Source organism: Hyphomonas sp. UBA4494, from assembly GCF_002388935.1.
Lineage (GTDB): Bacteria > Pseudomonadota > Alphaproteobacteria > Caulobacterales > Hyphomonadaceae > Hyphomonas.
Window position 1 is genome coordinate 121,957 of record NZ_DGNK01000003.1, and the last position, 25,574, is coordinate 147,530.

Here is a 25,574-nt window from a genome sequence, read left to right on the forward strand (position 1 = left end):
ATGGAGAAGAAAATGAAACGGTTAAGCTTGAAAAGCTTTCTGATCGGAGCGACGGCGCTTATGGCAGTTGCGACTGCTGCAACGCCCGTAGCGAATGCACAAGAAGATTATATCGAGCGCTGGAAGGCGTTTGCCAAGGAGACGGGCTTGCCCGAACACAAAGCCTGGGCTGATATGCTTGACAATGATGAGACCCGAAAACTTGAGAAAGAGTGGAAGGATTTCAGAGGTTACACGGCCTCGAGCCTCATAGAGGACGCCGATATTCCGGGCGAGCTAAAACCAGGGTTAATCATCACGAAAGACAACCTGGCGTCAATGCCTTGGTTGTCAGACTATCTTCCAAAGTTCTGGATTGATCGGCTCAATAGTGAGTGGATGGGTGTCAAGGGTATCCGCATTGTTCCCACGAACCATTATTATATGCAGAAAGCTCTGCTAGATGCGACCAAGAAGCTGGGCAAAGATCCCTTCACGATTAATGAAAAGGGCGAGTTGGTAGACAGGGACGGAAAGAATGGCGTTCTCACAAAGAGCGGATTGCCTTTCCTGACACCAAAAAATGGTGATGAACTAAACTGGTTGTTCAATGCGCACGGCGTGGGAACAGAAGATCTCTGGTTCAACCCGGTACTGATGACCGGCTGTAGCTCCAGCAATAAGGTCGAACGCTCTTACACAGGCAATATTTGGTGGCGCAAGATGGCGGGTAGAGTTGGTAAAACTCCGCTCGGTAATGTTCCGGGATATGAAGGTGTCACCGAAGCGGGTTCTTTGCTACTAACTTCGCCTAGGGATGTGCGAGGATTAGCCGGTGTCCGACTTCGGTACGCGGATGCTGACAAAGATGACAACTTCAAGATTTTCATCCCTACGCTCCGTCGTACTCGCACTCTTACTGGTACCAATGGCCAAGATCCAATTGCTCCGTCTCTGGAGCTCACTTGGGACGAATGGCGTAGTCAGTGGACCAAAACTGATAAACGCAAATTCAAGTACACCATGGTTAAAGAGGGCTTCGTATTAGCCGCACCGGAGGTTGGTGCAGCATACGATCCTTATCGTCCGGATGAGGCGCATTGCGCTCTGACGGGAATTGTTGACATGGAGCTGAGGCCGGTATGGGTTTATGATATCGATGATCTCACCAACAGCTACCAGTACTCCAAAAAACGCATTTGGGTAGATAAGGAACTCTACTATACCCAGTGGATGGAAATGTACGATCGTCGGGGTAACCTATGGCGGACTTGGGACGATTCACGCTGGTGGCAGCCCACAACGGGACGCGCAATGTGGCGTTCAGTGATTATTCCAAACTTGATTTCACAACGGCACACGATGCTCAGCATGTCGTCGGATTGGGAGAAAGTTGATCAGATGGACAATTCTTTGTTCGACGTCGATAAATTGAGAGACAAACGCTAGTCACTCTCGGGTTGGCATTCATCAAGATTGCCAACCCGCACGTGCTGCCGAGCTACGATTCACACCGAAGAAAATTGGAACTATTCCGTCTTGGTCACAGGCCGGAAACTGGTTGTGCGGTTGTAAAGAACATAGTGGCGGCAAGGTGGACCCGGCAGTATTGGAAGACATTCTTATGGGAAGTTATAGAACGACATACCAGAAATGGGAATCGGCACCTGATGAGTTTTGGGAGGCAGCGTCTCATGCCGTTGAGTGGTATAGACCTTACGACGTACTCAGAGAATCGAAAGATCATGCGACCCGTTGGTTTGTCGGCGCCGAATGTAACATATGCTGGAATGCTTTGGACCGCCATGTGCGCGATGGCCGTGGAGATGATCTGGCGCTGATTTACGATAGCGCAATGACGGGAGCGGTGCGGAAGTATACTTATTCTGAACTACTCGATGAGGTTGGTATACTTGCGGCCGTGCTAAAAGAGCGTGGGGTGAATGCCGGCGATCGGGTCTTGATTTACATGCCAATGGTTCCCGAGGCTGTGATTGCGATGCTTGCGACGGCGCGCATCGGAGCAGTCCATGTGGTCGTATTCGGGGGGTTCGCAGCTAGAGAGCTTGCCACTCGAATCGAGGACGCGACGCCAAGAATTGTGTTGTCAGCGTCCTGCGGGCTCGAGCCTGGTCGTATCGTTGAGTACAAGCCTCTCCTTGATGAGGCGATCAGGCTCAGCCCGCACAAACCTGAGTGTTCAATCATTTTCCAGCGTTCTAGCAGGTCGTGCGAGCTTGAGCATGAGCGGGACTTCGACTGGGCCGCCCTGGTTGAAACCGCAAGAACGGCTGGCGAGAGAGCCGAATGTGTGAGCGTGGCGTCTACCGACCCGCTATACATTCTGCATACATCGGGGACGACTGGAAAGCCGAAGGGTATCGTCAGGGATCACGGGGGGTATGCGGTCGCTCTCAAATGGTCGATGGCATATGTATACAATGTCAAACCGGGAGAGGTGTTCTGGGCCGCATCGGATGTAGGATGGGTCGTCGGTCATTCGTATATTGTGTATGGTCCGCTTCTTAACGCCAGTGCGACGATACTGTTTGAAGGAAAGCCGGTGGGAACACCAGACGCTGCAACCTTTTGGAGGGTGATTGAGCGGCACCGGGTTAATACGCTCTTCACGGCACCCACGGCGTTCAGGGCGATCAAGAAAGTCGACCCAGCAGGCTCATTACTTTCCGGTTACGATCATTCCGGTTTCAGACAGCTGTTTCTTGCGGGTGAACGAGCAGATCCTGACACGATCCAGTGGGCAGAGCGTCTCCTTGATGTGCCAGTCGTAGATCACTGGTGGCAGACTGAAACAGGGTGGCCGATCGCAGCCAATCCGTTGGGAATAGAACAGCTGCCAACAGAATATGGTTCTAGCACAGTTCCTATGCCTGGATTTGATGTTCGCATTGTGGATGAGAGCGGTTCTGAAATGCCGCAAGGTGGGCACGGAGCTATTGTCATAAAGCTGCCGCTTCCGCCGGGGTGTTTGCTGTCACTGTGGGATGACGATGAGTCATTTCTAAAATCATACTTTGAGGAATACCCCGGATACTACAAGACCGGGGATGCCGGATATATAGACGATAAGGGCTACATCTTCGTCATGAGCCGCGTTGACGACATTATTAATGTTGCGGGTCATCGCCTGTCCACTGGTGCAATCGAGGAAGTGGTGGCGGCGCATCCAGATGTCGCGGAGTGCGCCGTTATTGGAGTTGCAGATTCTTTGAAGGGAGAATTACCAATTGGGCTCATCGTTTTGAACGATGGGGTCACGCGTGCAGAGGAAGAAATTACGAGAGAAATCGTAAACTTGGTGAGAACCGAAATTGGTCCGGTAACTGCCTTCAAGCGCGTCATCGTTGTCGATCAACTTCCAAAAACAAGGTCGGGAAAGATTCTACGGAGAACGATCAAGAGCATTGCGGAGTCGCAAGACTATGTAGTTCCGGCGACGATCGATGACCCGCAGGTATTGAATGATATCACTTCAGCCATTGCTCGGTAGGCGCGTATCCGGCCTCACCACAATGGCAAATGTCTTGGCGGCCCACAGATGAGTAATTTTTGAATCTGGAATTGACGCCAGAAAGGGAAAACATGAAAGCTTATATCTACCAGAATACAGGGCCAGCTGCGGACGTATTGACGCTGCGGGAGATGGTGATGCCGGCGCCTGGGGCCGGCGAAGTTCGGGTGCGGTTAAAATGGTCGGGTGTGAACCCTTCTGATGTCAAAACCCGCAGTGGGCACATCCCCTCCACAATTCCATTTCCACGCATTCCTCATAGCGACGGAGCCGGACTGGTTGATATGATTGGTGATGGCGTTGACGATTTTCAGCCGGGCGATGCGGTTTGGGTCTGGAATGCCGCATGGAACAGAAGCAATGGAACTGCCGCTGAGTTCGTTGTGCTGCCTTCTGAGCAGGTCGAGCATATGCCGGACGGGCTGGCGCTTGAGAACGGTGCATGTCTCGGCATTCCTGCAATGACCGCCTGTCATGCCGTCGCAACTGACGGAGGAGTTCGGGGGCAGATTGTCCTCGTCGCGGGTGGCGCAGGTGCGGTTGGCCATTACGCGATTCAGGCGGCAAAATTTTGTGGTGCCAGAATTGTCATTGCGACAGTCAGCAGTGAGGAGAAGGCGGCCCTAGCGAGGCGCGCAGGAGCAGATTTTGTATTCAACTACAAAACAGACACGCTGGTCGAAGAAATCAACAAGGTTACGGACCATCGGGGCGTCGACCGGATTATCGAAGTAGACTTGGCTGCCAACATTCAAATAGACGTGGCGGTTATGAAAGAGGGGGGGCTGGCCGTCATCTATGGCAGCAGTCAAAAAGAAATCGCTTTACCTTTCTCGCCGTCAATCGGGCGCAATATCTGTTATCGCTTTTTCATCGTGTACAAATTATCCAGGCCAGATAGGCAAAGAGCCCTGTTGGTGCTCCAAGACATGCTTAAGGACAAGAACGTCCTGCATAATATTGCAAAAAAAGTGAGCTTTGCAAATCTCGTGGAAGCCCATGAACTGGTTGAGAGCGGAGCGTTGCCGGGCAATGTCGTTTTGAGAATTGAATAGTTCGGCGGAGAGCTATGCGGTCAAGTTATTTCGGAGCAGCAGGATACCTCCCGAGGGGCTATCCGGACTTGCTTTTTGGAACCGACCTTCACGGACGTACAGAGACAATTTTGATTTCTGATTTCGGAAAAAATCATGCAACAAAGAAGCTCACAATTCTTGACTGTCGGCTCTGCCCGAATTCACGCCGTGTGCGAAGGCGAAGGCCCACTAGTCATACTCGTTCACGGCTTTCCGGAGTCCTGGTATTCGTGGCGCCACCAGCTTTCAGCTTTAGCCGAGGCCGGTTACCGGGCCGTTGCCATTGATCTAAGAGGCTATGGGCGATCATCCAAATTCTTGGACTCCGAATATTATCTGATCAAATCTGTTGTCGAGGACATCGTGGGTGTGGTCAGGGCGTTAGGTGCCTCAAGTGCCGTTGTCGTTGGGCATGACTGGGGGGCAATGATTGCCTGGACGGCGGCCTGGTTGCATCCTGAAATCTTCCGTGGCGTTGTGGGGCTTGCAATTCCTTTCTCTGGGCGCGGGCTAATTGCTCTGCCTGGCTCTCCTTTCGGTGAACGCTCTCCAGAAGATATTCATAAAGAATTGGCTGGACCAGACCAACAATTCTATCAGGACTATTTTGGTTCGCTGGCACCGGCCATACGGGAATTCGAAGAAGATTCGGGTGGTTGGATGCGCGACGTTCTGTGGGCCTTTTCAGGCGAGAGTATGAAGGGTGCGGGTTTGTCTGGACTTTTGGACTTACCGCAAGTGGACATCATACGTGCGAGCGCCCTTAGTATACCGTTTGGTGCTCGAATGCGGGACAAAATGCATGCGCCAGCCGATCTTCCGGTCTGGTTGGGAACGGATGATTTGGACTTCTATACGCAAGAGTTCGAGCGGTCAGGAATGATAGGGCCTTTTTCCTATTATCGAGGTATTCAAAAGAGTTGGGAGCAGCTTGAGTCACATGACGGCACTCAGCTTCTTCCACCTGCGATGTTTATTGGGGGAGAGTGCGATGTCACGACAGGATGGGGGCTAGAGGCAATTGATCGTGTAGGCGAGTTCGTTCCGAATTATGTCGGGTCGCACATTCTATCCGGATGCGGTCATTGGATTCAACAAGAACGGCCTGAGGAAGTAAATGAATTGGTTTTGAGATTCATGAGAGTGCTTGTTTGAGGCGCGCTACGCGGAAGTGCGAACGCTAACGTGCGTCTGGATTATCTCTCGAGTGAACATTTTGTCAGGCGCTTGGGCAAAGGATAATGAACACGAATATCGGGCGTGTGTGGGACTCTATGGCCCACACGGAATGCTGAGAAATTGGGAATGAATCCTGAATTTTGTTGACATAAGAAAAAAAATAATTTTATTTGATAAAAAAGAATAATCCAAGGTGAGGAAGAGACTATCAATCATGTCCACGGGTGAAATGTTCCAGCGCCGGACGGAATTTGAGTCCGAATCAGACGGGCCTCGGAGCCTGATTGAGTCGACTTACGAGCAGTTGAGTCTCGATATTATCCACGGCAAGTATGGACCGGGTGACAAGCTGCGGCTTCAGCCACTTAGTGAAAATTATGGAGTGAGTGTTGGCACTGTGAGGGAGTCGTTATCTCTTCTCGTGTCGGATGGGCTCGTCCTTACTCAATCCCAAAAAGGTTTTCGAGTGGCGCCGATGTCGCTTGTTGATTTCGAGGATTTGACCAAGGCGCGGGTCCTGCTGGAAGCATCAGCGTTGCGGGATAGTATCGTATCCGGGAAAGATGACTGGGAAGGTCGGGTTGTCCAAGCATATCACCAACTGTCCCTTGCGGAGAAAAGGCTCGAAGCTAATCCAATCGCAGGATTCGAGATATGGGAGCAGCGCAATCAGGAATTTCATGATGCGCTCGTATCGGCTTCTTCCTCTCGCTGGGTGCAGAAGTTCCGAGTTATTCTCTACAAGCAAGCGGAACGCTACCGGCGGTTGTCTACAGCCAGTCGAGTAAGCCCTGGCGTGTTGGCTCATTCTGAACACGAGAAGATTTTCGAGTTGGCCATTGCGCGTGACGCCGATGCGGCGGTTGAGGCGCTATCTTTTCATATTTGGTCAGCCGTAGAATTCTTGAAGGGGCGTGGTCTGATTTTGGAAAGTCCGGACAAGGAAGGCTAATTCTGCCGGCAGGCCTCATATTAAAAATGGAGGCATGGGCGGCTCATGATATCAAGGAAGGTTACAAATATGACGACGGCTAAAACAAAGACGCGCCTGAACATCGGGCACGAACCAAAGGCGTTCGAGAAGAAAAATGTTTGGAATGTCGAGGAGATAACGGCTCTGCTTGACGAAGAGAATGGCACGCTTGATCCAAGAATTTATTCAGATCAGGATCTGTATGAGTTGGAACAGGAACGCGTTTTCGGACGATCATGGATTATGCTCGGGCACGAGACACATGTTCCCAAAGCCGGTGACTTTTTGACGGCCTATATGGGCGAGGATCCCGTCATTCTTGTGCGTCAAAAAGATAGAAGCTTGAAGGTTTTTCTAAACCAGTGCCCGCATAGGGGGATGAGAATCTGTCGAACCGATGGCGGCAACGCAAAATCGTTTACATGCAGCTATCATGGTTGGGCGTACGACATCGGCGGAAACTTGGTGAACGTACCATATGAGTCTGAGGCATTCTGTGAGGACTTCAACAAGGCCGAGTGGGGGCCGGGCCAGGCAAGGGTTGAGACCTACAAGGGCTTGATCTTCGCGAACTGGGATAAAAACGCGCCAAATCTGCGCGAGTATCTTGGCGACGCGACATTCTACATGGACCACATGCTCGATCGAACCGAGGCGGGTACTGAAGTTATCAGCGGCATGCAGAAATGGGTTATCCCATGCAACTGGAAGTTTGCCGCTGAGCAGTTTTGTAGTGACATGTATCATGCCGGAACCGTATCCCATCTGTCCGGTATCGAGGCGGGCCTGCCCGAAGGTATGGAGCTTTCGGATGCGAAGATTCCGACGGTGGGATACCAGTTCAGGGCGAAGTGGGGCGGGCATGGAACGGGTTTCTATGTCGGAGAGCCAGGTATGCTAGTGGCTATCATGGGGCCCAAGATTGCTAAATATTGGACGGAAGGTGAAGCGGCCGCCAGGGCGGAGAGGCGCTTGGGAAGCGCAGAGCGTGCGCGTCAATTGATGGTCCAGCACATGACTGTTTTCCCAACCTGCTCATTCCTTCCCGGTATCAACACCGTTCGAACCTGGCAGCCGAGAGGCCCGAACGAGACAGAGATATGGGCATTTACAGTTGTAGATGCTGATGCTCCTGACGAGATCAAGGAAGAGTACCGCCGTCAGACATTAAGAACGTTTTCTGCCGGAGGCGTATTCGAGCAAGACGATGGTGAAAACTGGGTCGAAATCCAGGCTGTGTTGCGAGGGCATCAGGCTAGGAAGCGCCGGCTCAACATTCAAATGGGAAAAGGTCGTTCTGCTGCCGATAATCCGCATTACCCGGGCAGTATTGGGTATGTGTACAATGAAGAAGCCGCTCGCGGACTCTATCATCAGTGGATCCGTATGATGACTGAACCTGATTGGGACACACTCGGGCCAAAGTAGGGAGGTCTGTGAGCGGATCACCCGTTTCGTAGGCAGAGCGAAGTGCGCTCAACCGATAGTTCTATTAACCCTCGCGAATAACGGGCGCATAAATCGCGCAAATTGGAGATAATTATGCTGAAAGAAAAAGTGGGACCAGAGTCATCAGCGTCGCAGATAAGCACTGCCGCTCTGCTGCTGCAGCATGAAGTTGAGCAATTCTATTATAAGGAGTCTCTTCTGCTTGATCGGCACGAGTTCAACGATTGGTTTGACCTTCTGGACAAGGACATCAGGTACTTTATGCCGTTGAGAACGAATCGCACGAGGCGCGATCAAAAGCTCGAATACTCTAAGGACGGTGAGTACGCGCATTTTGATGATGATCTAGTGATGATGCGTGGGCGGCAGCGGAAATTAATGTCGGATGTCGGATGGTCTGAAAGCCCGGCTTCGCGAACGCGCCACATCATAGCGAACGTCATCATTAACGATGCAAGTGATGATCAGGAAGTTCATGTGACGTCGTCATTTATTCTTTACCGAAATCGTCTGGAACGGCAGGTCGATATTTTTGCAGGAGAGCGAATGGATGTACTGCGCCGCAGTGACAACAAGCTCGGCTTCATGATCGCTAAGAGAACCATACACATCGATCAAAGTACGATTCTCTCTAATAATCTCAGCATCTTTTTCTAGGTATCGTGATGGCTTTTAAGAAAGTTTGCAGCCTAGACGAAGTTCCTGAAGGTGACGCGTTGCGGGTGGAGTTGTTCGACGAACCTATCGCGCTATTCAACTTAGACGGAGAGATCCTCGCGACTCAGGACCGCTGCACACATGGCGACTGGTCGTTAGCGGATGGCTTTCTCGAAAATGGCGTCATTGAGTGTACGCTTCACTGGGGAAAATTCTGTGTGCGGACGGGAAAAGTGAAGGCTCCACCCGCTTGCGCGGCCTTAACTGTTTATCCCGTGAAGGTGGAGGGCAACGACGTCTACGTGGATTTCGAATCTGGTAAGGTCAACGATTGATGCAGAGTTTCGCGATCATAGGTGCGGGTCTGGCGGGGGCGACAGCGTGTCGGTCGCTCAGAGACCAGGGGTTTGAGGGAAAGATTTTCCTCTTTGGCGACGAGCCGTATGAGCCATATGATCGACCCTCTTTGTCCAAGTCTGCTTTAGCGACCAAATCTGCCCCCCCTTTGTTAATGGGTTGTAATTGGAGCGAAGAATTCAGGGTCGAGAAATGTCTGGGAGTTCGCGTTGAAACAATAGACTTGCCCTCGATGCGTATTGAGGTGAGCTCTGGCTCGGACCTCAAGTTTGACAAGCTCCTTTTTGCCACTGGGTCTCGGGCGCGGTCTCTGCGTCTAGATGCGCATAGCGAGACGCCGGGACTTTACTCACTGCGGACACTTGACGATTGCGTGGCTCTACAGGGAGCAATCTCCCCTGGGGCACAAGTCATCATCATCGGGGGAGGCCTCATTGGATGTGAGCTTGCCACTACAATTCAGAAGATGGGTGCAAAGGCGATTATCCTTGAGACTGCCAATGAGCTCTTGTTGCGTGTTCTGGGCAAGACAATAGGCTCGTGGTGTCGAGAGGAATTGGAGGCCATAGGGGTTGAAGTCCACACGGGTGTCTCAATTACTCATGTAGATCTAGACCCCTCGTTCCGGGAAGTACGATGCGGCGACGGAAGAAGATTTTCTGGTGATCTGGCAATCGTCAGCGTTGGTGCGGAGCCGGTCACCGCTTTAGCAGAGCATGCTGGATTGGCGTGCGCGAGGGGCATCATTGTAAATTCAGTTGGTATGGCTTCAAGCGACACGGTGTACGCAGCGGGCGATGTCGCAAGTTGGCCTCTCAGGAGCGGAGGGCGCCGCAGTCTGGAGACTTATCTGAATTCTCAAAACCAGGCGGCTGTGGCTGCGGGAGCAATGCTCGGAAAGGGTGAGCCAGCACCGCAAGTTCCGATTTCTTGGACGGAGATAGCGGGGCATCGGATACAGATGATGGGCGAAGTCACTGGTCCTGGCGATGTCGTCACTCGGGTTGATCCCGGAGGGACCGGAATGACGGTGTGTCGATTGAATGGTGGGGAGCTTCAATCTGTTGTTTCAATAAACCAGCCGGCAGATTTTTCTTTCGCATCAAAAATCATTGAACGGAGGATGCAGGTAGATGCGAAATCAATTCGTGATCCACTCATTCGCATGAAAGACATTTTCAAATTGGCGGCAAAGACGGTCGCGTGAAGTACAATAAGTACGGATACATACTAAAATCAAAAAGACAGGGAGAAGACAATGAGCGTTAAGAAGTTGGGATATCTGGGTTTTTCTGCATCAAACATTGATGCGTGGCGGGATTACGCAACCGGAACGTTAGGGCTAATGGACGCTGGGACGAGAAATGACACTCTCTTTCTGAGAATGGATTCTCGTAATTGGCGGGTTGCAGTCCATCCGGGTGCCGCAGATGATCTTTTGTATGCGGGGTTCGAAGCTTCGAATCGGGCCGAGATGCTTGAGATCGCTGAAAGACTAAAGGAAATGGGTATCTCCGTCGAGCAGGCCGATTCCAAGCTGTTGGCGCAACGGGGAGTGATTGATTTGGTATCCTGCCTTGATCCGTCAGGGATCAAGATTGAGGTGTATTATGGTGCCAGCGAACTCTACGAAGAGCCGTTTATTTCGCCTACGGGTGTATCTGGATTTCTAACTCAGGATCAGGGACTTGGGCACTATGTCCTGAGTGTTGAAGATATTGAACGTTCTTTGGATTTCTACATCCGTGGACTGGGAATGGAGCTATCCGACATCATCGACTGGCAGGTCAATCCGGACGTGAAGCTTCAGGTGAACTTTCTCCATTGCAACAGGCGCCATCATAGCCTGGCATTAATCCAAGCGCCCGCCTCCAAGAAGTTACACCACTTTATGCTGGAAGTAAGCTCGTTCGATGATGTCGGGCGCGCATATGATCGCGTGTCAGAGAAGAATGAGATCGTGATGACGCTCGGTCGGCACACAAATGACCACATGTATTCGTTCTACGGCGTCACGCCTTCCGGCTTTGCTGTCGAGTATGGATGGGGCGCTCGACCCATCGAGTCAGATTGGTCTGTCGTCCGATATGACAGCATCAGCATGTGGGGACATAAGTTTATGGGCACAGGAGCTTGAGCGGCGCGTCCGCAAAACTGATCCAGATCCGTCCGACCCCCGACGCTGCATTTAGGAGATTCTAGCATGGCCATTCAGAGCGTATCTGAAAATACCAACCCAGAGATCGCACGTAACATTGAAGTTCACGGTGTAAAGACGAACTATCATGATCTCGGTTCTGGGAAACCGCTCTTTCTGATTCACGGATCAGGGCCGGGGGTTTCAGCTTGGGCAAACTGGCGATTGGCAATGCCAAATTTTAGTGAGGTGGCCAGAGTAATTGCTCCTGATATGCTCGGGTTCGGATATTCAGAACGTCCGGGTAAAGACTACTATAATATGGAAAGTTGGCTCGACCAGGTTGTTGGGTTGATGGATGCTCTTGATATTGAACGGACCGATCTCGTAGGCAATTCCTTCGGGGGTGCGATTTCTCTTGCGATGGCCATTCGACACCCGGATAGAGTTCGGCGCATTGTTCTGATGGGAAGCGCGGGTTTGGCGTTGGGGCTGAGTGAGGGACTTGACCAGGTTTGGGGGTATTCTCCATCCATTGAAAATATGCGCCGTTTGCTGGATATCTTTGCATATGATCGAAGTTTGGTAACGGATGAGCTTGCTGAACTACGGTACAAAGCAAGCATTCGTCCGGGTTTTCAGGAGTCATTCTCAGCGATGTTTCCTGCGCCTCGGGGGAGATGGCTGGAGCACTTGGCAAGTGATGAACGCGATATCCAGAAAATTCCTCATGAGGTTCTGGTTATTCATGGGCGTGAAGACGTGGTTGTGCCGCTGGAAAATGGCCTGCGGCTGTCGCAGTTAATCAAGAGGTCTCAGTTGCATGTCTTTGGAGAGTGCGGGCATTGGGCGCAAATTGAACATGCTGCGAGATTTGAAAAACTCGTCATGAATTTCATTCAGGAGGCGGAAGAAAAATAGGTGCGGTGCGTCGTTAGTGCGAAACGAAAATATCTAAAATTCGTATGCTGCAATTGACTTAATAATTAAGTTCGAACAAGGACTAAAAAAGGAGTGGTAAAATGTTGAAAAAGTTTGCTTTGATTGCCTCTGGTTTTGCGGCCCTGTATTGTGCGAGCGCGCAAGCGGAGGGCCGAGATGATTTGCGGCGCGTCTGCGTAACGGTTTCTGTTGCTGACGGTTTGAGCGAGGAGGAGAGTCAGGATTTTTGTGAGTGCTTAGCAACAGGCGCTGAAGAACAAGGACAAGAGTCCATTGACGAGCTTGTTGAATCGGCAGGAATACCGGATCGGCAAGCGCGCATCAATGGGCTGTCCGAAACGTCTCAGAAAATCGTGGCGGTATGTGCTCCCTAAACAGGTTCCAGTATAAGAGTCTTCGCCTTGGCTAGCTCTGCTTCTGAACAAGCTGTCCGAAGCATGAGTTATTACGCATTCGATTGGTCTTGCCGCTGTGAGGCCGGCTCTCTTCGGGGAAATGTAGACTATTGTTCTTGTGCAGAAAACTTCAATCGGGTCCGGGCGAGTGACTGTTGTCGCGGCATTGGCGAGAAATGCGGTAGGCGATGACAAAGCTGACGTGCCTGTGGGGAGGCTCTCATCTGCCGCCGTCGATATTCTTTTGGGCCTTTATACTGCGCAAACAAGGATGCTTGAGAATGGTTTCCGCAATGACGTAGCAGTCTTGGCTGTATGCACTTTGCTTGCCAATCTGATCGACGGGTTCGTTGCCGCCGAACTTGGTAAGCCGTCCTTGTCTCTCGTTCAGAAAGGCTGGCATCTTCGGAGGCGCGAATTGTTGCTCGCGCGTCCGAACGTCGAATCCCGCAAGGTCGGCGCGGCTGCTAATCGATTGACAAATGATTTTCGCAAAAGCCTCGAAGCATCCGCAGGCGCGAATGGATTAGCCAGAGAGCTAGCAGCTATCTGCCTGGCAGTCATTAGCGAATATCATGAGCGGGGCGAACCGGGCTCGTGCTTCGCTGAAGCCGAGGGAGCGCTCAGCCAACTCATCCGCGCATTCAGTGAAGGTGTCGCTTGACGGAATCAGCATGTTGTTAAAGGCCGACACTCATTATAATCGCGTCTCCACATCTCGATCACATGACGTGAGCTGGTGAAAGTGGTCCGGAAAGTGTGTTAGTTTTCTGGCGGATTTCGAAGGAGAAATTCGACATGAAGAAGCGCTATTCAACGGAACAGATCGTGGCTGCATTGAAGCAGGTTGATATGGGTATGCCGGTTGCGGATTTGATCCGGCAACTCGGCATTTCAGAGATGACGTATTACCGCTGGAAGAAGAAGTACGCGGGTCTGGAGTCCGATCAGGTCCGCGAGCTGAAGCAGGTTCTGGATGAGAACACGCGACTGAAGAAGCTTGTCGCCGAACTTAGCCTGGACAAGGCGGTCCTTCAGGACGTGCTGTTAAAAAATGTATGGTCCGCCCCGTCATTGCAAGGGATTTCGGGTGGTGTCTGACGAGTAACAGTTTGCTTAAATGTATCCGGCCTCTCGCAAGTGGGCTGCTGTTGCAGCCAGGCCATGATGAGATACGCGCACATTGTTCCCACTAAGTACCTCGGGCTGATCGCCCGCTTTTTTGCGGCGGGTTTACAATATGCCGATCGACTGTCTCGTCATCATTCTCCCGAGCCTCGCAATCTGTTGGGGCGCAGTCCTCAGCCTAGGGCCGGATCGCGCCGTTCATAGAGCGCGCCTGGCCGGGTAATGATCACCCACGCCATGCGCGCCATCTTGTTCGCGAGCGCAACGGTTACTTTGTTGATGTGCTTGCGCTTCTGCAAGGCATCGAGCCACTCGCCAAGTCGGTGCCTGCTGCGGTCGAGGTGAATGATGCAGGAGCGGGCGCCGTGGATAAGCAGCCGTCGCACATATGTGTTCCCTCGTTTTGAAATGCCCAGAAGTTTTTGTTTGCCGCCGGTAGAGTGCTCTCTGGGCGTGAGCCCAAGCCAGGCAGCCAGGTCACGTGCTCGGCGGAACTGTCTTCCATCACCGACCGCTGCCAGAAGGGCGCTTGCACCGAGTGGGCCGATTCCCGGAATCGTCGTGAGCCGCCGAGCAACGTCATCGCGCGCGACCAGTGCCTCGATCTCGACAGTGATTGTCTTGATACGGGCCTCTAGGTGCCGCAAATCCTCGAACATGTCTGTCAGCAGGCGACGTATCGCAGGCGTTAGGTCATTTTCCTCGTCGGCAAGAACGCGCGGTAAATCCAGCTTGAACACACCAGCGCCCTGACGAATGGCAACGCCATATTCCAGACAGAACGCGCGCATCTGATTGATCAGACCGGTTCTTTGTCTGACCAACTGATCCCTGATGCGGTGCAAACTTTGGATGTCGACCTGATCAGTCGTTTTTACGTGAACGAACCTCATCGTTGGCCGTGTCACGGCTTCGGCGATGGCTTCTGCCTCGAGCGTGTCAGACTTGTTTGCCTTAAGATATGGCTTCACGAACTGGGCCGGCATAATCCGAACCGTGTGCCCCATCGCGCCAAGCCTGCGAGCGAGCCATTGCGAGCCGGGACACGCTTCCATGCCGACGATTGTGGGGCTTGCGCGTTCGAAGAATTGCAGCAGCGTGTCTCTTCGGAACTTCACTCGTTGAATCACACTTCCCTGCGCATCTGTGCCCACGATGTGGAATACGTTCTTGCCAAGATCGATGCCGAACACGGCAGCATTTTTAGGGGCATTTCTAATCATTGGTTCCTCCTTTGGTTGTCATTTCACTTTGCCGCAGAGAGACGGGGCGGGCCATCTCATTAGTTCCCCGGCCATCGCTCATGAAACAGGTAGTAGACTATGTGCGGGCGTCACACGGCTACTCCGAGCGACGGGCCTGCCGCCTGACGCAGCAACACCGTTCAACGCAAAGGAAGCCGCTGTGGACGGACCCGCTGACCGAGCTGCGCCAGCGCATGCATGAGATTGTGGCGACCCGGATCCGGTTCGGCTACCGGCGTGTTCATATCATGCTGAAGCGAGAGGGCTGGCAGGTCGGCAAGCACATCGTTTATCGGCTCTACCGTGAAGAAGGCCTGTGTTTACGCGCCAAACGGCCCCGCAGACGAAAGATGGCGGTTCATCGCGAAGCGCGCTGTAAACCCTCAGGACTGAACCAGGCATGGAGCCTGGACTTCGTTCATGACCAGCTGTCCAGCGGCGCAAAGATCCGCTTGCTGACAGTGATTGATGTCTACTCCCGCGAGTGCCTGGCGATAGAAGTCGGATCACGCCTGAGGGGCGAGGATGTCGCCAGGGTCCTGAACCGGTTGGTCTACCTGCGCGGCGCTCCGCAGGCGCTGTTTGCCGACAATGGCGCCGAATTTACCGGCCAGATCGTGGACCTCTGGGCATATCATCACAAGGTCAAAATGGACTTCTCGCGCCCCGGCACCCCTACGGACAATGGCCACATTGAGTCCTTCAATGGATCGCTGCGTGACGAGTGCCTGAACATCAATTGGTTTGCTTCCCTGGTCGAAGCAAAGCGGCTGATCGAGGCATGGAGACGCGACTACAATGAGAGCCGGCCTCACATGGCTCACAATGGGCAATCTCCCGCCGAGTTTGCCCGTAACGTCGGCCTGTGCCATGGTGGCAAGGTCAAAATCGCCGCTGGATTTTAACGCCAAGGCCGGACCACCAGAGCCAAGCATTTCAAATGGTGGAGAGGCTAAAATCGCCGCCGGATTTTAGCGTCCAAGCCGGATCATCATACCCTAACACTTCACTGCCTTCATGCGTTTCTCGAAATGGTCAACATCGCTATTCGCGAGTGTTTACCGACAAGCCGTTCCACCTCGTCGCCCCACAACTCCATCGCTCGGCGAACATCGTCAATATTCTCACCCACATCATAACGCGTGTGCATTGATCGGTCGGGCGCGTGATTGATACACGCCTCGGCGATCACGGGTGACACTCCGAGCTCTCGTACCAGAAGGGTCCGGCCGAGGCGCCGGCAGTCATAGAGTTGAACGCCGTCGAGTGGGCAGGGCTCATCGACTTTCCGGGCCTCCGCCACCAGCTTGTTGCGTATTCTCATCCAGCGCTGTTTCGGACCGTCGTGGCGAATGTGATCATCGCCCGCTTTGTTCGGAAACACCCATGGCGACCTGTGTTTGGAGAGTGCTTCGCGGAACAGCGCGGCTGCCTGAGGTGACAGCGGCACCTCGTAAACCTCGTTTGTTTTTGTCTGGCCGGCCGGGATGCGCCACATTTCCTTTCCGTGCGTCCAGTCGAACTGGTCGCGCCGGGCAGCAACAATTTCGGCGGGCCTTTGCAAGGTGTAGGCATGTAGCATGATGGCCAGCGCGGATCCCCAGCCGTGACGTCCCTCGTCGCGTCGCAGTTCTTCGTTCAATGCGTCCCACATGAGCTTCAGCGCCCCGTCAGGCATCTGGGAGCGTTTGTCGGGTGTGTCCTTGAACAGTTTCCGGAAGGTGCCCGGGTTCATATCTGCCAGTTCTTCTTCGATGGCCCAGTTGAACACCGCACGGATAACACCCTGGCATTCATTGGCGAGTTTTGCGCCGGGATTGCTGCCTTCCCTGGCGCGGGGGTGCTTGGCTGCCTCGGCCTGGATCGCGCGAACGAGTTCGCGGATCTGCGCCCTGGTAATCTGCCGGAATTGTTCTTCCCCAAGCGAAGGCAGGATATGGACTCTCAATAGCCTGTCGCGTTCATCATAGGTGCGTTGCTTGACCCGAGGTGGGGATTTCTCGGGCGTCGCCATGAACCGGGTGGCGAGGGCGGCAAACGTGGAAGTCTTTTCCTTCTCGGCCGCTTCCTTGGTTTTCCGTTTGCGGGTGACCAGGTCTGCTTCTCCCATCGCCATCCGGCCTAATTCTTTCATGGCCATGGCGCGGGCAATTTCGGGAGAGCCGTCATTTGCGGCGATCAGTTTCGCGTCTGTCTTGCTGCCGTCGGGTTTCACGATCTGGAGCTTGTAGGCTGCGCTCCCCTTCGGCGTGATGGCCAAAAACAGTTTCGGGACCTCAGTGTCCCAGTGGCGCACCTTTTTTGCCCCGTCATGCGCCCTGATAAGGCGCTGAACATTGGTTTGGGTGAGTTTGAGTCTGTTATTGGCCATGTCTTCTTGCTCTCTTTCGAGTCTGAAGACGGTGGCTTTCAAGCCCTGTGCCACCCAAGCCACCTCTGAGCCACCTCGGGAAGTCGGAATTTGTCCGGCTTTGTCCGATTTGGCCGCAAGGCGACAGGGTGGGGGTTTCGCGTGGAGAGGCTGGTATTTACAGGATAATCTCAACAAGTACGGGCGTATTTCCCGTTGAGAGAATGGTCGGAGCGAGAGGATTCGAACCTCCGACCCTCTGGTCCCAAACCAGATGCGCTACCAGGCTGCGCTACGCTCCGGACTCCCGTAATAATGGGGTCGCGCCACGGCGCAAGCCCCTTTCGGCTGTGAATTCAGTCTTTTGTGCGCAAGCGTCGCACCAGACCCTCTTGCGCAACGCTTGCCACGAGGTCTCCGGCCATATTGAAGATCATTCCGCGATTGAATCCACGTCCTTTGCCGGCAAATGGGCTGTCCATGGAGTAGAGGTGCCACTCATCGAATTTGATGGGTCCATGCAGCCACATCGCGTGATCCAGGCTGGCCGACATCAATTCCTTGTGGTTCAGCCAGGTAATGCCGTGCGGGCGATAGCTGGAGCTGAGCAGGGCCATGTCGGAGGCATAGGCCAGCAGGCAATGGTGCAGCGCCGGCGGTACGTCGATGGGGCGGCTGACCCGGAACCAGATATTGTGGTGATCGTCTGCGATTTCGGGATGGATCAGGTCCAGAGGCGCCACGTCACGGATTTCGATGTCGCGTTCGCGGGCAAAATCCTCGCGCAGGGCCTCGGGCAGGCGGTCGGCGATTTCCAGGCGGCGTTCGCGAAGATCCTTCAGGCCGTCGGGGCCGTCCACTTCCGGCATCTTGTGCTGGTGTTCCCAACTCTCCTCGTCGGTCTGGAAGCTCGCCGCCATGTTGAAAATCTGTTTTCCGTGCTGGATCGCCACCACGCGCCGCGTCGTAAAGCTGCCTCCATCACGGGAATGGTCAACCTGATAGATGATCGGCACTTTCGGGTCGCCCGGCCGGATGAAATAGGCATGGAGCGAGTGGCATGTCCTGTCTTCCGGCACGGTGCGATAGGCCGCCACCAGCGACTGAGCGATGACCTGACCGCCGAAAACCCGCTGGCTGGCGCGCTCATCCGGGCTCTGGCCGCGGAATAGGTCCAGTTCCAGGCGCTCGATGTCGAGCAGGGACAGAAGGTCTCCAACAGGGTCGGTCATGCGTGGTCTCCAAATCGTGTGATCAGCAGCTAGCAGAGGCATTCGTGGATGCAAACTGTGCAAGTGCGCGATTCCTGTCCAATCCACCTTTCTCTGGTCACAACATGTTCACCATATTCCGGTATTGGCAGGTATCATGGTTAATCCCGCCGCTCTTCCTGCCGCCGTCCCGTTTCGCGATTCCTTCTCGCAAATGAAGCGTGATCTCGATTTTTTACGCATGGCGATCCGGATGCACAAGCTGATCGGCGACGTTACGCCGGACTCCCGGCAACTCGTTGCGGACGATTTCGAGGAGAGTGTCGACAAGCATGCCGGGAACATCGCGTTCCGGTTTGAAGGCAAGCTCACCACATATGCCGAATTCGATGCCACCGCGAACCGGATTGCCCATTGGGCGCTGGCGCACGGACTGAAGGCCGGCGACCGGGTTGCGCTCTGCATGGAGAATTGCCCGGACTATGTCGCGATCTGGGTCGGCCTCGCCAAGGTTGGCGTCGTCACCGCCCTGGTGAACACGCATCTGGAAGGGGAGTCCCTGAAACATTGCCTCGCCATTTCCGACGCCACTCATGTGATTACAGGCCCGCATCAGGACCGTGCGGTCTGTTCCGCCACGTCTGGAATGGAAAATGCCCCGAAGGTCTGGACCCTGGGCGGCGCCCATGGCGAAGACATTGCGGCCATGATGCCCAATCTCTCGTCGGAACGGCCGTCGCGCGAATTGCGCGCGCAGCTGCGCGGCAAGGACATGTGCCTCCTGATCTACACGTCCGGCACGACGGGTATGCCCAAGGCAACCCGGATCACGAATTCCCGCCTCCAGATCATGCTGCGCACCTTTATCGCGCCTTGCTATACCGGCCCGCGGGACCGGGTTTACATCACGCTGCCCCTGTATCACGGGACGGGCGGCATTTGTGGCGTCGGCCAGGCCATGATGAGCGGCGCCAGCATCGTGCTGCGCCGGAAATTCTCGGCGAGCGCCTTCTGGGATGATGTGGTTGATGAAGGCGTCACCTCGATCGTCTATATTGGCGAACTGTGTCGCTACCTCCTCAATCGCCCGCCGCACCCTAAGGAGCGGGCGCACCGGCTGCAAACAGGGTTCGGAAACGGCCTGCGCCCGGAAATCTGGACGGAATTCCGCGAGCGATTCAACATTCGGCATCTCGTGGAATTCTATGCCGCGACGGATGGCAATGTGAATTTGATGAGCATTGACGGCACCGTGGGCGCGGTCGGGCGCATACCGAAATGGCTCAAGGCGCGGTTTGACCATGTCGAGTTCGTGAAGTTTGATCTCGAAACGGAAGACGTCGTTCGCGGCGAGGATGGATTCGTGATCCGCGCGGAGACGAATGAGCCCGGCGAAATGCTGGGGCGTATTGCGGATACCGAATTCGAGTTCGCGGGATATCATGACCCGAAGGCGACGGAGAAGAAGATTCTCCGAGACGTGTTTGAACCCGGAGACAAATGGTTCCGGACGGGGGATCTGATGCGCAAGGACGAAAATGGCTATGTCTACTTCGTTGACCGGGTTGGTGACACGTTCCGCTGGAAGGGAGAGAATGTCTCCACCAGCGAAGTGAGCGATGCGATGATCCGCGCTGACGGGATTGCCACGGCGAATGTCTATGGGGTAGAAATTCCGGGGACGGAAGGTAAGGCTGGCATGGCGGCGGTTACGTTGAGTGGCGACGTCGATTTCGAAAGCCTGCACTATGAGCTGTCTTCAAGCCTGCCCGCCTATGCCATCCCGATTTTTATTCGTATCCAGCGTGAGCCTGATACGACCGGCACAATGAAGTATCGCAAAGTGGAACTGATGAAAGAGGGCTACAATCCGGACATGGTCGATGACCCGATCTGGATGTACCATCCCGACCGGCGCCAATATGTGCCGTTCACGCAGGATCGGTACGAATCGCTGATCTCCGGCGCGTTCCGCTTCTAGGTCTCAGGCGACCCGGCCCATGCGCTCTTCGAGCCGCGTGGAAAACCAGGAAATGATCCGCCGCCACAGCTCGTCCTTCAGGATGGCGCCTTCCACATCATGGTCAATCGACGGGTTGTCATTGATCTCGATGATCACGACGCCTTGGTCGGTTTCCTTCAGGTCCACGCCATAGAGGCCATCGCCGATCAGGCGCGCACCGCGTACGGCGGCGTCAACCACGTCTGGTGGTGCATCCTCGACCGGGAAAGTGGTGAAGCCTCCCTCGCTCGTCTTGCCATCCGGACCATGTTTCACAATCTGCCAGTGGCCGCGTGCCATACGGTATTGGCAGGCATAGAGCGGTTCGCCATTGAGGACCCCGATACGCCAATCGAACTTCGTCGGAATGAATTCCTGAGCAATGATCAGGGCCGTGTCCTTGAACATCTGCTTTGCGCCTGCTCGGAGTTCCTCGAGAGAGCGAGCCTTGACCATATTGGTACCGAAGGAACCGTCTGGCGTCTTCAACACGACTGGATTGCCCAAGGTCTCGAACACGGCGGCAAGGTCAGACTTCTCATCGAGAATGAGCGTGTGTGGAATAGGCAAGCCAGCCTTTTCCAAGATCTCCTTCAGGAAGACCTTGTTGGTGCACCGGATCATGGATTGCGTGTCGTCAATGACGGGCATGCCTTCCTGTTCGGCGCGGCGGGCGAATTTGTAGGTGTAGTTATCAATCTGGGTCGTGGCGCGGATGAACAGGGCGTCAAACTCGGCAAGACTGGTCAGGTCCGATGGTTCGATTGTCTCAACCTCAACGCCCATCTTGGCAGCGACATCTGCGAGGCGCTTGATCGAAGACGGCTTTGACGGCGCGGTCTTCTCATGCGGATCGACCAGCACGGCCAGCGCCCATTTGGCGGGGGCTTTGGACTTCGGCTCGCTGATGCGCCCGCTTGTGTAAGCCTGCATTGCCTCAAGGAAGAAGTCCCGGCGTTCGCCTTTCAGCTTGTGAGGTGGCACCATCCGGACACGGCCAATGCCGTGCGGAGATTTCGGGTCCAGTTCGACTTCAAGCGCCGGCACGCGGAACCAGTCGGAGACCTCGCGGGCAAGACGCTCATAACCTGGCGTTTCCGGTTTGGAAAAGGCAACGAAGAGACGCTCGATCTCCGGCGCGCCCTTGGCGCGGGCTTCGCGCAGGCGTTCGCCCAGATCGGGCAGGGCGTGCCTGTAGAGTCCCTTGGCCGATAGTTCCACCATGGTCTGGACGCTGGGGCTGACCCGGTGCCCGCGCGCTTCGGCGAGCAGCGAGGCGTAATAGCCTTCTGACTGGTAACCATAGGACCGGCAGAGATTCAGGATGTAGGGCCGTCGCCCGGAAAACAGCGCCGGCTTGGTGATATAGTCTGATACCTTCAGCACCTTGTGAGGCGTCTCAGCCTGAGAGATGTCGTTGGCGGATTCTACGAGTACGACCCAATCGGTCATTGATCCTCTCTCGAGACGCCGCCCAGCGGCTTCTCTAATATAAGTGCGGCTTCTCCATCGGGATAATAGCCTGCGGCGCGCGCCATTACGCGATAACCATGGCGTTCGTAAAGACGCTTTGCGCGGCTATTTGTTTCGCGCACTTCGAGCCTGAGTGTATCGCAGCTTCGCTGCTTTGAAATGTCTTCGCATTTTTCAAGGAAAAGGTTGGAAAGCCCGGTGCCGCGCGCAGCTTCTGCGACGGATAGGGAATAGAGTCGCGCGGCTTTGCTGTTGCGGCGGAACAGGAGGACAGCTGCACCGGTCAGGCCATCCTTTCCGTCGGATACGAGGATTGCCGAATTCCCGCTCAGCAAGCGCCGCCATGTGCGTCGCGAAAACCGGTCTTCCTCCGGAAAGGCAAGCTCGAGGTCTGTCAGCGCTGCGATGTCGTCCAGGGTGGCGGCGCGAATTTCGTGCATCGGGGCGGGGCTAGCGGAGCAGAACCATGTCGTCACGATGAACGATGGCCGGGCGGCCGCGATAGCCGAGGATCGCCTCGACCTCTTCGCTATGGCGGCCGATGACGCGGGCGATCTCGCCCGAACTGTAGGCGGTGACGCCCTTGCCGACCATCTGGCCGGAGGGCGCGTTCAAGGCGACGGCGGCCCCGCGCTCGAAAGTGCCCGTGATGGCGGTGATCCCCACGGCCAGCAGGCTCGCCCCACCGCGCAGGGCCTTGGCCGCGCCTTCGTCCAGTTCGATTGAGCCTTCGGGTGTCAGATGTCCTGCCAGCCACGCTGCGCGGGCATTGGCGGGCGTGGTGGCGGCGGAAATCAGCGTCGCGCGCGCGCCGTCTTCGATGGCAAGCAGGGGATGGTCCCGATTGCCGAGCGTGATCAGCGTGGAGCAGCCGGCCGCATGCGCAATTCGCGCGGCGGCGAGCTTGGTTGCCATGCCGCCAGAGCCGACACCGGCATCAGCGTTCGCGCCGGTCGCCATCGCGTCATGTTCGGCGGTCAGCTGGTCGAGGCGGGGAATATGCGTTGCCTCCGGGTGGGTGCGCGGATCCGCCGTGTAGAGGCCGTCAATATCCGACAGGAGCACCAGCACATCCGCGCCCATCATCTGGGCGACGCGCGCGGCCAGCCGGTCATTGTCGCCATAGCGAATCTCGTCAGTCGCCACCGTGTCATTCTCATTGATGACCGGCACCACGCCTGATTCCAGCAAGGTCTCGAGGGTTGCGCGCGCGTTCAGCCAGCGCCGGCGATTTTCGGTGTCGCCAAGCGTGAGCAGTGCCTGGCCGATGGTGACATCATGCGGCTCGAAGGCTTGGCCGATGGCAGACATCAAGCGCAGCTGGCCGATCGCGGCGGCGGCCTGTTTCTGGTCGAGACGGTTTGAAACAGAATTGCCAACACTTTTGCGACCCAATGCAACCGCGCCGGACGAAACGAGAATGATTTGAAACCCTCTGGAACGCAGTGAAACAATATCGAATGCTAGTTTCTCCAGCCAGGCATGGCGCGGTTGGCCGTGCTCTGCGACAAGGGCAGAGCCGGTCTTCACCACGATACGCTTGGCAGAAGCAAAAGGCGTTTCAGTCATCTGGCGGAGCGATACACTGCGGCGGCAAATGCCGAAAGCGAAAATGAAGCCGTTGACAAGCCAGGCGATTGACCGTCACGACAGTTGAAAAGACGAGGTTTTCTGCAATGCCCCAATTCGACATGATCCTGCTGACCCCTGCCCAGGCCGAAGGCGCCGATGTGGTGGAACACACCGCTGGCTCGCCCGCCCGCGAAGGTGGCGGCGACGAGACCTATCGCTGCGGATCGTGCAAGACCAAGCTGCTGGTCAACGTGGCGCACCACGATGCGCACGGCGTGATCGTGAAGTGCGGCAAGTGCGGACGATTCAATACCGAGCCGCATCACCACCACTAAAGCGGCGTCCAGTCGGCGTCTTCGCCAGCATTCTCTTCCTCAGCAATGAGCCCGAGGTGGCGAGAGATCTCCGAAAGGGCTTTTTTCACGCCGACACGGGTCACCCCTGAGATCAGCAGTGGTTCGCCATCATAGACGGCCTTCAGTTTTGCGAGCTGCTCCTCGACCTGTTCAGGTAGCAGCGCGTCGATCTTGTTCAACGCGACCACTTCCGGCCTCTGGGCCAGCTCAGGGCTGTAGGCCTCCAACTCGTGGCGAATGGTCGTGTAGGCGCCCGCCACATCATCCTGGGTGCAATCGATCAGGTGCAGCAGCACTTTGCAGCGCTCGACATGGCCAAGGAAGCGATGGCCGAGGCCAGCCCCGTCTGCGGCACCTTCGATCAACCCGGGAATGTCCGCCAGCACGAACCGGCTGCCAGGCCCCAGATCGACCACGCCAAGTCCGGGGTTCAGCGTCGTGAAGGGATAGTCGGCAATTTTAGGCGTAGCGGCGGTTACCACGCTCAGGAAGGTAGATTTGCCGGCATTCGGCAGACCCAGCAGGCCAGCATCCGCGATCAGTTTCAGGCGTAGCCAGATCCAGCGTTCCTCGCCGTCTTCACCGGGGTTGGCGCGGCGTGGTGCCTGATTGGTTGAGGACTTGAACCGTGTATTGCCCCAGCCGCCATTGCCGCCAACGGCGAGCAGGACGCGCTGGCCGACCTCTGTGAGGTCCGCAATCAGGGTTTCCTGATCATCTTCGAATATCTGGGTGCCCACAGGCAGTTTCAGCACGACGTCATCGCCGCCCGCGCCGGTGCGCTCCTTGCCCATGCCGTGGCCGCCACGCTTGGCTTTGTAATGTTGCTGGTAGCGGTAATCGATCAGCGTATTCAGCCCCTCAACAGCTTCCGCCCAGACATCGCCGCCGCGTCCGCCATCGCCGCCGTTCGGCCCGCCATACTCGACGTATTTCTCACGGCGAAATGAGACGCAGCCCGCGCCGCCACCGCCGGACTTGATGAACACTTTGGCCTGATCGAGAAATTTCATGTCTGTACTCTTACGTGTTTCAGTCGATCCGCGCCATATTGACGTGGCCTACCATCTCTCCGCGACCAAGGCAGAAGACCTTGATCCGATCTGCCTTCATGAAGGCCAGTTTTTCCAGAACGCGGCCCGAGGCCGGATTATCATCCAGATAGCCTGACACAAAGCCGCGTTCGCCGCGCTGCTTCAGCCAGCCCACAAGCGCCTCGGTGGCCTCTGTCATGAGACCATTGCCCCAGCGGTCCGGCGAGAGCCAGTATCCGATCTCGAAGGGCAACCAGGTGCTGTCGCGATGCGCGCTGGTCACGCCTACCAATTCCCCGTTCTCGACAATCGCATAAGGGTGCTTGGTATTGTCTTCACGCCCTGCAGTGTGACCGGCAATCCAGGCGAGCGTCTGAGCCACCGTCTGGTTCGCGGGAATGCGCGCCACCATGCGGTAAACTCTCGGATCATTGACCAGATCGGCGATCCGTGCCGCGTCGCTGGCCTCCACCGGGCGCAGGACCAGCCGGTCGGTCGTGATTTGCGTACTCATGCCGTAACTCCCTC

General features: G+C 55.4%; 23 protein-coding genes, 1 tRNA gene and 2 pseudogenes. 17 read left to right on the forward strand and 9 right to left on the reverse strand.

The window, feature by feature from the left end; all coding sequences use genetic code 11:
• The first annotated feature begins 12 nt into the window (after nt 1–12).
• The 14 genes and pseudogenes from B2P82_RS01325 to B2P82_RS01390 all read left to right on the forward strand — a co-directional run.
• Nucleotides 13–1,428: an outer membrane lipoprotein-sorting protein gene (locus B2P82_RS01325; RefSeq protein WP_290494600.1), complete on the forward strand. Its 1,416-nt coding sequence runs from the start codon at nt 13–15 to the stop codon at nt 1,426–1,428.
• A 175-nt stretch (nt 1,429–1,603) separates the two neighbouring features.
• Nucleotides 1,604–3,490 (forward strand): AMP-binding protein, encoded by a 1,887-nt coding sequence (locus B2P82_RS01330; protein WP_349679714.1) that lies wholly within the window; start codon nt 1,604–1,606, stop codon nt 3,488–3,490.
• A 92-nt stretch (nt 3,491–3,582) separates the two neighbouring features.
• Nucleotides 3,583–4,566 (forward strand): NADPH:quinone reductase, encoded by a 984-nt coding sequence (locus tag B2P82_RS01335; RefSeq protein WP_290478654.1) that lies wholly within the window; start codon nt 3,583–3,585, stop codon nt 4,564–4,566.
• Between the two features lie 135 nt (nt 4,567–4,701).
• Nucleotides 4,702–5,742, forward strand: a complete 1,041-nt coding sequence (locus B2P82_RS01340) for an alpha/beta hydrolase (RefSeq protein WP_290494602.1) — start codon at nt 4,702–4,704, stop codon at nt 5,740–5,742.
• A gap of 238 nt (nt 5,743–5,980) precedes the next feature.
• On the forward strand, nt 5,981–6,718 hold the full coding sequence (locus B2P82_RS01345) for a GntR family transcriptional regulator (protein ID WP_290494603.1): 738 nt from the start codon (nt 5,981–5,983) through the stop codon (nt 6,716–6,718).
• A 69-nt stretch (nt 6,719–6,787) separates the two neighbouring features.
• Complete coding sequence (locus tag B2P82_RS01350; RefSeq protein WP_084146479.1) at nt 6,788–8,167, forward strand: aromatic ring-hydroxylating dioxygenase subunit alpha; 1,380 nt, start codon at nt 6,788–6,790, stop codon at nt 8,165–8,167.
• 114 nt (nt 8,168–8,281) lie between these two features.
• On the forward strand, nt 8,282–8,845 hold the full coding sequence (locus tag B2P82_RS01355; RefSeq protein ID WP_045699447.1) for an aromatic-ring-hydroxylating dioxygenase subunit beta: 564 nt from the start codon (nt 8,282–8,284) through the stop codon (nt 8,843–8,845).
• Between the two features lie 8 nt (nt 8,846–8,853).
• Nucleotides 8,854–9,180 carry a bifunctional 3-phenylpropionate/cinnamic acid dioxygenase ferredoxin subunit gene (locus B2P82_RS01360; RefSeq protein ID WP_034738357.1) on the forward strand — a complete coding sequence of 109 codons (327 nt, stop codon included), beginning with the start codon at nt 8,854–8,856 and terminating at the stop codon, nt 9,178–9,180.
• Nucleotides 9,180–10,409, forward strand: a complete 1,230-nt coding sequence (locus B2P82_RS01365; protein WP_290494604.1) for an NAD(P)/FAD-dependent oxidoreductase — start codon at nt 9,180–9,182, stop codon at nt 10,407–10,409. Before B2P82_RS01360 ends, B2P82_RS01365 begins: the two co-directional genes overlap by 1 nt.
• A gap of 51 nt (nt 10,410–10,460) precedes the next feature.
• Nucleotides 10,461–11,339: a biphenyl-2,3-diol 1,2-dioxygenase gene (gene bphC, locus B2P82_RS01370; RefSeq protein ID WP_034738359.1), complete on the forward strand. Its 879-nt coding sequence runs from the start codon at nt 10,461–10,463 to the stop codon at nt 11,337–11,339.
• Between the two features lie 66 nt (nt 11,340–11,405).
• Nucleotides 11,406–12,260, forward strand: a complete 855-nt coding sequence (locus B2P82_RS01375) for an alpha/beta fold hydrolase (RefSeq protein ID WP_290494605.1) — start codon at nt 11,406–11,408, stop codon at nt 12,258–12,260.
• Nucleotides 12,261–12,361: 101 nt separating this feature from the next.
• Nucleotides 12,362–12,655 carry a hypothetical protein gene (locus B2P82_RS01380; protein ID WP_290494606.1) on the forward strand — a complete coding sequence of 98 codons (294 nt, stop codon included), beginning with the start codon at nt 12,362–12,364 and terminating at the stop codon, nt 12,653–12,655.
• A 292-nt stretch (nt 12,656–12,947) separates the two neighbouring features.
• Nucleotides 12,948–13,340: a hypothetical protein gene (locus B2P82_RS01385; RefSeq protein WP_290478658.1), complete on the forward strand. Its 393-nt coding sequence runs from the start codon at nt 12,948–12,950 to the stop codon at nt 13,338–13,340.
• 134 nt (nt 13,341–13,474) lie between these two features.
• Nucleotides 13,475–13,756, forward strand: a pseudogene (locus B2P82_RS01390) (transposase); the annotation flags it as partial.
• A gap of 221 nt (nt 13,757–13,977) precedes the next feature.
• Here B2P82_RS01390 and B2P82_RS01395 read toward each other — a convergent pair.
• Entirely contained in the window at nt 13,978–15,027 is a 1,050-nt protein-coding gene (locus tag B2P82_RS01395; RefSeq protein WP_290494607.1) for an IS110 family RNA-guided transposase, read from the reverse strand.
• Nucleotides 15,028–15,077: 50 nt separating this feature from the next.
• Between B2P82_RS01395 and B2P82_RS01400 the strand changes: the two are divergent.
• A pseudogene (locus B2P82_RS01400) lies at nt 15,078–15,953 on the forward strand (IS3 family transposase); the annotation flags it as partial.
• A gap of 110 nt (nt 15,954–16,063) precedes the next feature.
• Here the strand turns inward: B2P82_RS01400 and B2P82_RS01405 are convergent.
• The 3 genes from B2P82_RS01405 to B2P82_RS01415 form a co-directional block, all read right to left on the reverse strand.
• Nucleotides 16,064–17,419 carry a tyrosine-type recombinase/integrase gene (locus B2P82_RS01405; protein WP_290494609.1) on the reverse strand — a complete coding sequence of 452 codons (1,356 nt, stop codon included), beginning with the start codon at nt 17,417–17,419 and terminating at the stop codon, nt 16,064–16,066.
• Nucleotides 17,420–17,623: 204 nt separating this feature from the next.
• Nucleotides 17,624–17,700: transfer RNA gene (locus B2P82_RS01410), tRNA-Pro, on the reverse strand.
• 54 nt (nt 17,701–17,754) lie between these two features.
• Nucleotides 17,755–18,630, reverse strand: coding sequence for an acyl-CoA thioesterase (locus tag B2P82_RS01415; RefSeq protein WP_034811262.1), 876 nt, complete (start codon nt 18,628–18,630; stop codon nt 17,755–17,757).
• Nucleotides 18,631–18,766: 136 nt separating this feature from the next.
• Between B2P82_RS01415 and B2P82_RS01420 the strand changes: the two genes are divergently transcribed.
• Nucleotides 18,767–20,590, forward strand: coding sequence for a long-chain-acyl-CoA synthetase (locus B2P82_RS01420; RefSeq protein ID WP_290494611.1), 1,824 nt, complete (start codon nt 18,767–18,769; stop codon nt 20,588–20,590).
• 3 nt (nt 20,591–20,593) lie between these two features.
• Here B2P82_RS01420 and B2P82_RS01425 read toward each other — a convergent pair whose 3' ends face one another.
• Genes B2P82_RS01425 through proB form a run of 3 tightly spaced genes read right to left on the reverse strand, consistent with a single transcriptional unit; the run spans nt 20,594 to nt 23,653 of the window.
• Complete coding sequence (locus B2P82_RS01425) at nt 20,594–22,063, reverse strand: RimK family ATP-grasp domain-containing protein (protein ID WP_206990980.1); 1,470 nt, start codon at nt 22,061–22,063, stop codon at nt 20,594–20,596.
• Nucleotides 22,060–22,524, reverse strand: coding sequence for a GNAT family N-acetyltransferase (locus B2P82_RS01430; RefSeq protein WP_290494613.1), 465 nt, complete (start codon nt 22,522–22,524; stop codon nt 22,060–22,062). The genes B2P82_RS01425 and B2P82_RS01430 overlap by 4 nt, the downstream gene beginning before the upstream one ends.
• Before the next feature lie 10 nt (nt 22,525–22,534).
• Entirely contained in the window at nt 22,535–23,653 is a 1,119-nt protein-coding gene (proB, locus tag B2P82_RS01435; RefSeq protein ID WP_290494615.1) for a glutamate 5-kinase, read from the reverse strand.
• A gap of 107 nt (nt 23,654–23,760) precedes the next feature.
• Between proB and B2P82_RS01440 the strand changes: the two genes are divergently transcribed.
• Nucleotides 23,761–23,991, forward strand: coding sequence for a hypothetical protein (locus B2P82_RS01440; RefSeq protein ID WP_290481455.1), 231 nt, complete (start codon nt 23,761–23,763; stop codon nt 23,989–23,991).
• Here the strand turns inward: B2P82_RS01440 and obgE are convergent.
• Both obgE and B2P82_RS01450 read right to left on the reverse strand, forming a co-directional pair.
• Nucleotides 23,988–25,025 carry a GTPase ObgE gene (gene obgE, locus B2P82_RS01445; protein WP_206990977.1) on the reverse strand — a complete coding sequence of 346 codons (1,038 nt, stop codon included), beginning with the start codon at nt 25,023–25,025 and terminating at the stop codon, nt 23,988–23,990. The two genes, B2P82_RS01440 and obgE, sit on opposite strands and share 4 nt — an antisense overlap.
• A 19-nt stretch (nt 25,026–25,044) precedes the next feature.
• Nucleotides 25,045–25,560 (reverse strand): GNAT family N-acetyltransferase, encoded by a 516-nt coding sequence (locus B2P82_RS01450; protein ID WP_290494617.1) that lies wholly within the window; start codon nt 25,558–25,560, stop codon nt 25,045–25,047.
• Nucleotides 25,561–25,574: the final 14 nt, after the last annotated feature.

What these genes read in the sequence shown, in the direction of transcription:
- B2P82_RS01375 (WP_290494605.1), top strand. Translation starts at nt 11,406, where the DNA reads ATGGCCATTCAGAGCGTATCTGAAAATACCAACCCAGAGATCGCACGT.
- B2P82_RS01350 (WP_084146479.1), top strand. Translation starts at nt 6,788, where the DNA reads ATGACGACGGCTAAAACAAAGACGCGCCTGAACATCGGGCACGAACCA.
- B2P82_RS01425 (WP_206990980.1), bottom strand. Translation starts at nt 22,063, where the DNA reads ATGACCGATTGGGTCGTACTCGTAGAATCCGCCAACGACATCTCTCAG.
- B2P82_RS01340 (WP_290494602.1), top strand. Translation starts at nt 4,702, where the DNA reads ATGCAACAAAGAAGCTCACAATTCTTGACTGTCGGCTCTGCCCGAATT.
- B2P82_RS01430 (WP_290494613.1), bottom strand. Translation starts at nt 22,524, where the DNA reads ATGCACGAAATTCGCGCCGCCACCCTGGACGACATCGCAGCGCTGACA.
- B2P82_RS01365 (WP_290494604.1), top strand. Translation starts at nt 9,180, where the DNA reads ATGCAGAGTTTCGCGATCATAGGTGCGGGTCTGGCGGGGGCGACAGCG.
- B2P82_RS01440 (WP_290481455.1), top strand. Translation starts at nt 23,761, where the DNA reads ATGCCCCAATTCGACATGATCCTGCTGACCCCTGCCCAGGCCGAAGGC.
- B2P82_RS01360 (WP_034738357.1), top strand. Translation starts at nt 8,854, where the DNA reads ATGGCTTTTAAGAAAGTTTGCAGCCTAGACGAAGTTCCTGAAGGTGAC.
- obgE (WP_206990977.1), bottom strand. Translation starts at nt 25,025, where the DNA reads ATGAAATTTCTCGATCAGGCCAAAGTGTTCATCAAGTCCGGCGGTGGC.
- B2P82_RS01420 (WP_290494611.1), top strand. Translation starts at nt 18,767, where the DNA reads ATGGTTAATCCCGCCGCTCTTCCTGCCGCCGTCCCGTTTCGCGATTCC.
- B2P82_RS01355 (WP_045699447.1), top strand. Translation starts at nt 8,282, where the DNA reads ATGCTGAAAGAAAAAGTGGGACCAGAGTCATCAGCGTCGCAGATAAGC.
- B2P82_RS01330 (WP_349679714.1), top strand. Translation starts at nt 1,604, where the DNA reads ATGGGAAGTTATAGAACGACATACCAGAAATGGGAATCGGCACCTGAT.
- B2P82_RS01385 (WP_290478658.1), top strand. Translation starts at nt 12,948, where the DNA reads ATGCTTGAGAATGGTTTCCGCAATGACGTAGCAGTCTTGGCTGTATGC.
- B2P82_RS01405 (WP_290494609.1), bottom strand. Translation starts at nt 17,419, where the DNA reads ATGGCCAATAACAGACTCAAACTCACCCAAACCAATGTTCAGCGCCTT.
- B2P82_RS01415 (WP_034811262.1), bottom strand. Translation starts at nt 18,630, where the DNA reads ATGACCGACCCTGTTGGAGACCTTCTGTCCCTGCTCGACATCGAGCGC.
- B2P82_RS01335 (WP_290478654.1), top strand. Translation starts at nt 3,583, where the DNA reads ATGAAAGCTTATATCTACCAGAATACAGGGCCAGCTGCGGACGTATTG.
- B2P82_RS01380 (WP_290494606.1), top strand. Translation starts at nt 12,362, where the DNA reads ATGTTGAAAAAGTTTGCTTTGATTGCCTCTGGTTTTGCGGCCCTGTAT.
- B2P82_RS01450 (WP_290494617.1), bottom strand. Translation starts at nt 25,560, where the DNA reads ATGAGTACGCAAATCACGACCGACCGGCTGGTCCTGCGCCCGGTGGAG.
- B2P82_RS01345 (WP_290494603.1), top strand. Translation starts at nt 5,981, where the DNA reads ATGTCCACGGGTGAAATGTTCCAGCGCCGGACGGAATTTGAGTCCGAA.
- proB (WP_290494615.1), bottom strand. Translation starts at nt 23,653, where the DNA reads ATGACTGAAACGCCTTTTGCTTCTGCCAAGCGTATCGTGGTGAAGACC.
- B2P82_RS01395 (WP_290494607.1), bottom strand. Translation starts at nt 15,027, where the DNA reads ATGATTAGAAATGCCCCTAAAAATGCTGCCGTGTTCGGCATCGATCTT.
- bphC (WP_034738359.1), top strand. Translation starts at nt 10,461, where the DNA reads ATGAGCGTTAAGAAGTTGGGATATCTGGGTTTTTCTGCATCAAACATT.
- B2P82_RS01325 (WP_290494600.1), top strand. Translation starts at nt 13, where the DNA reads ATGAAACGGTTAAGCTTGAAAAGCTTTCTGATCGGAGCGACGGCGCTT.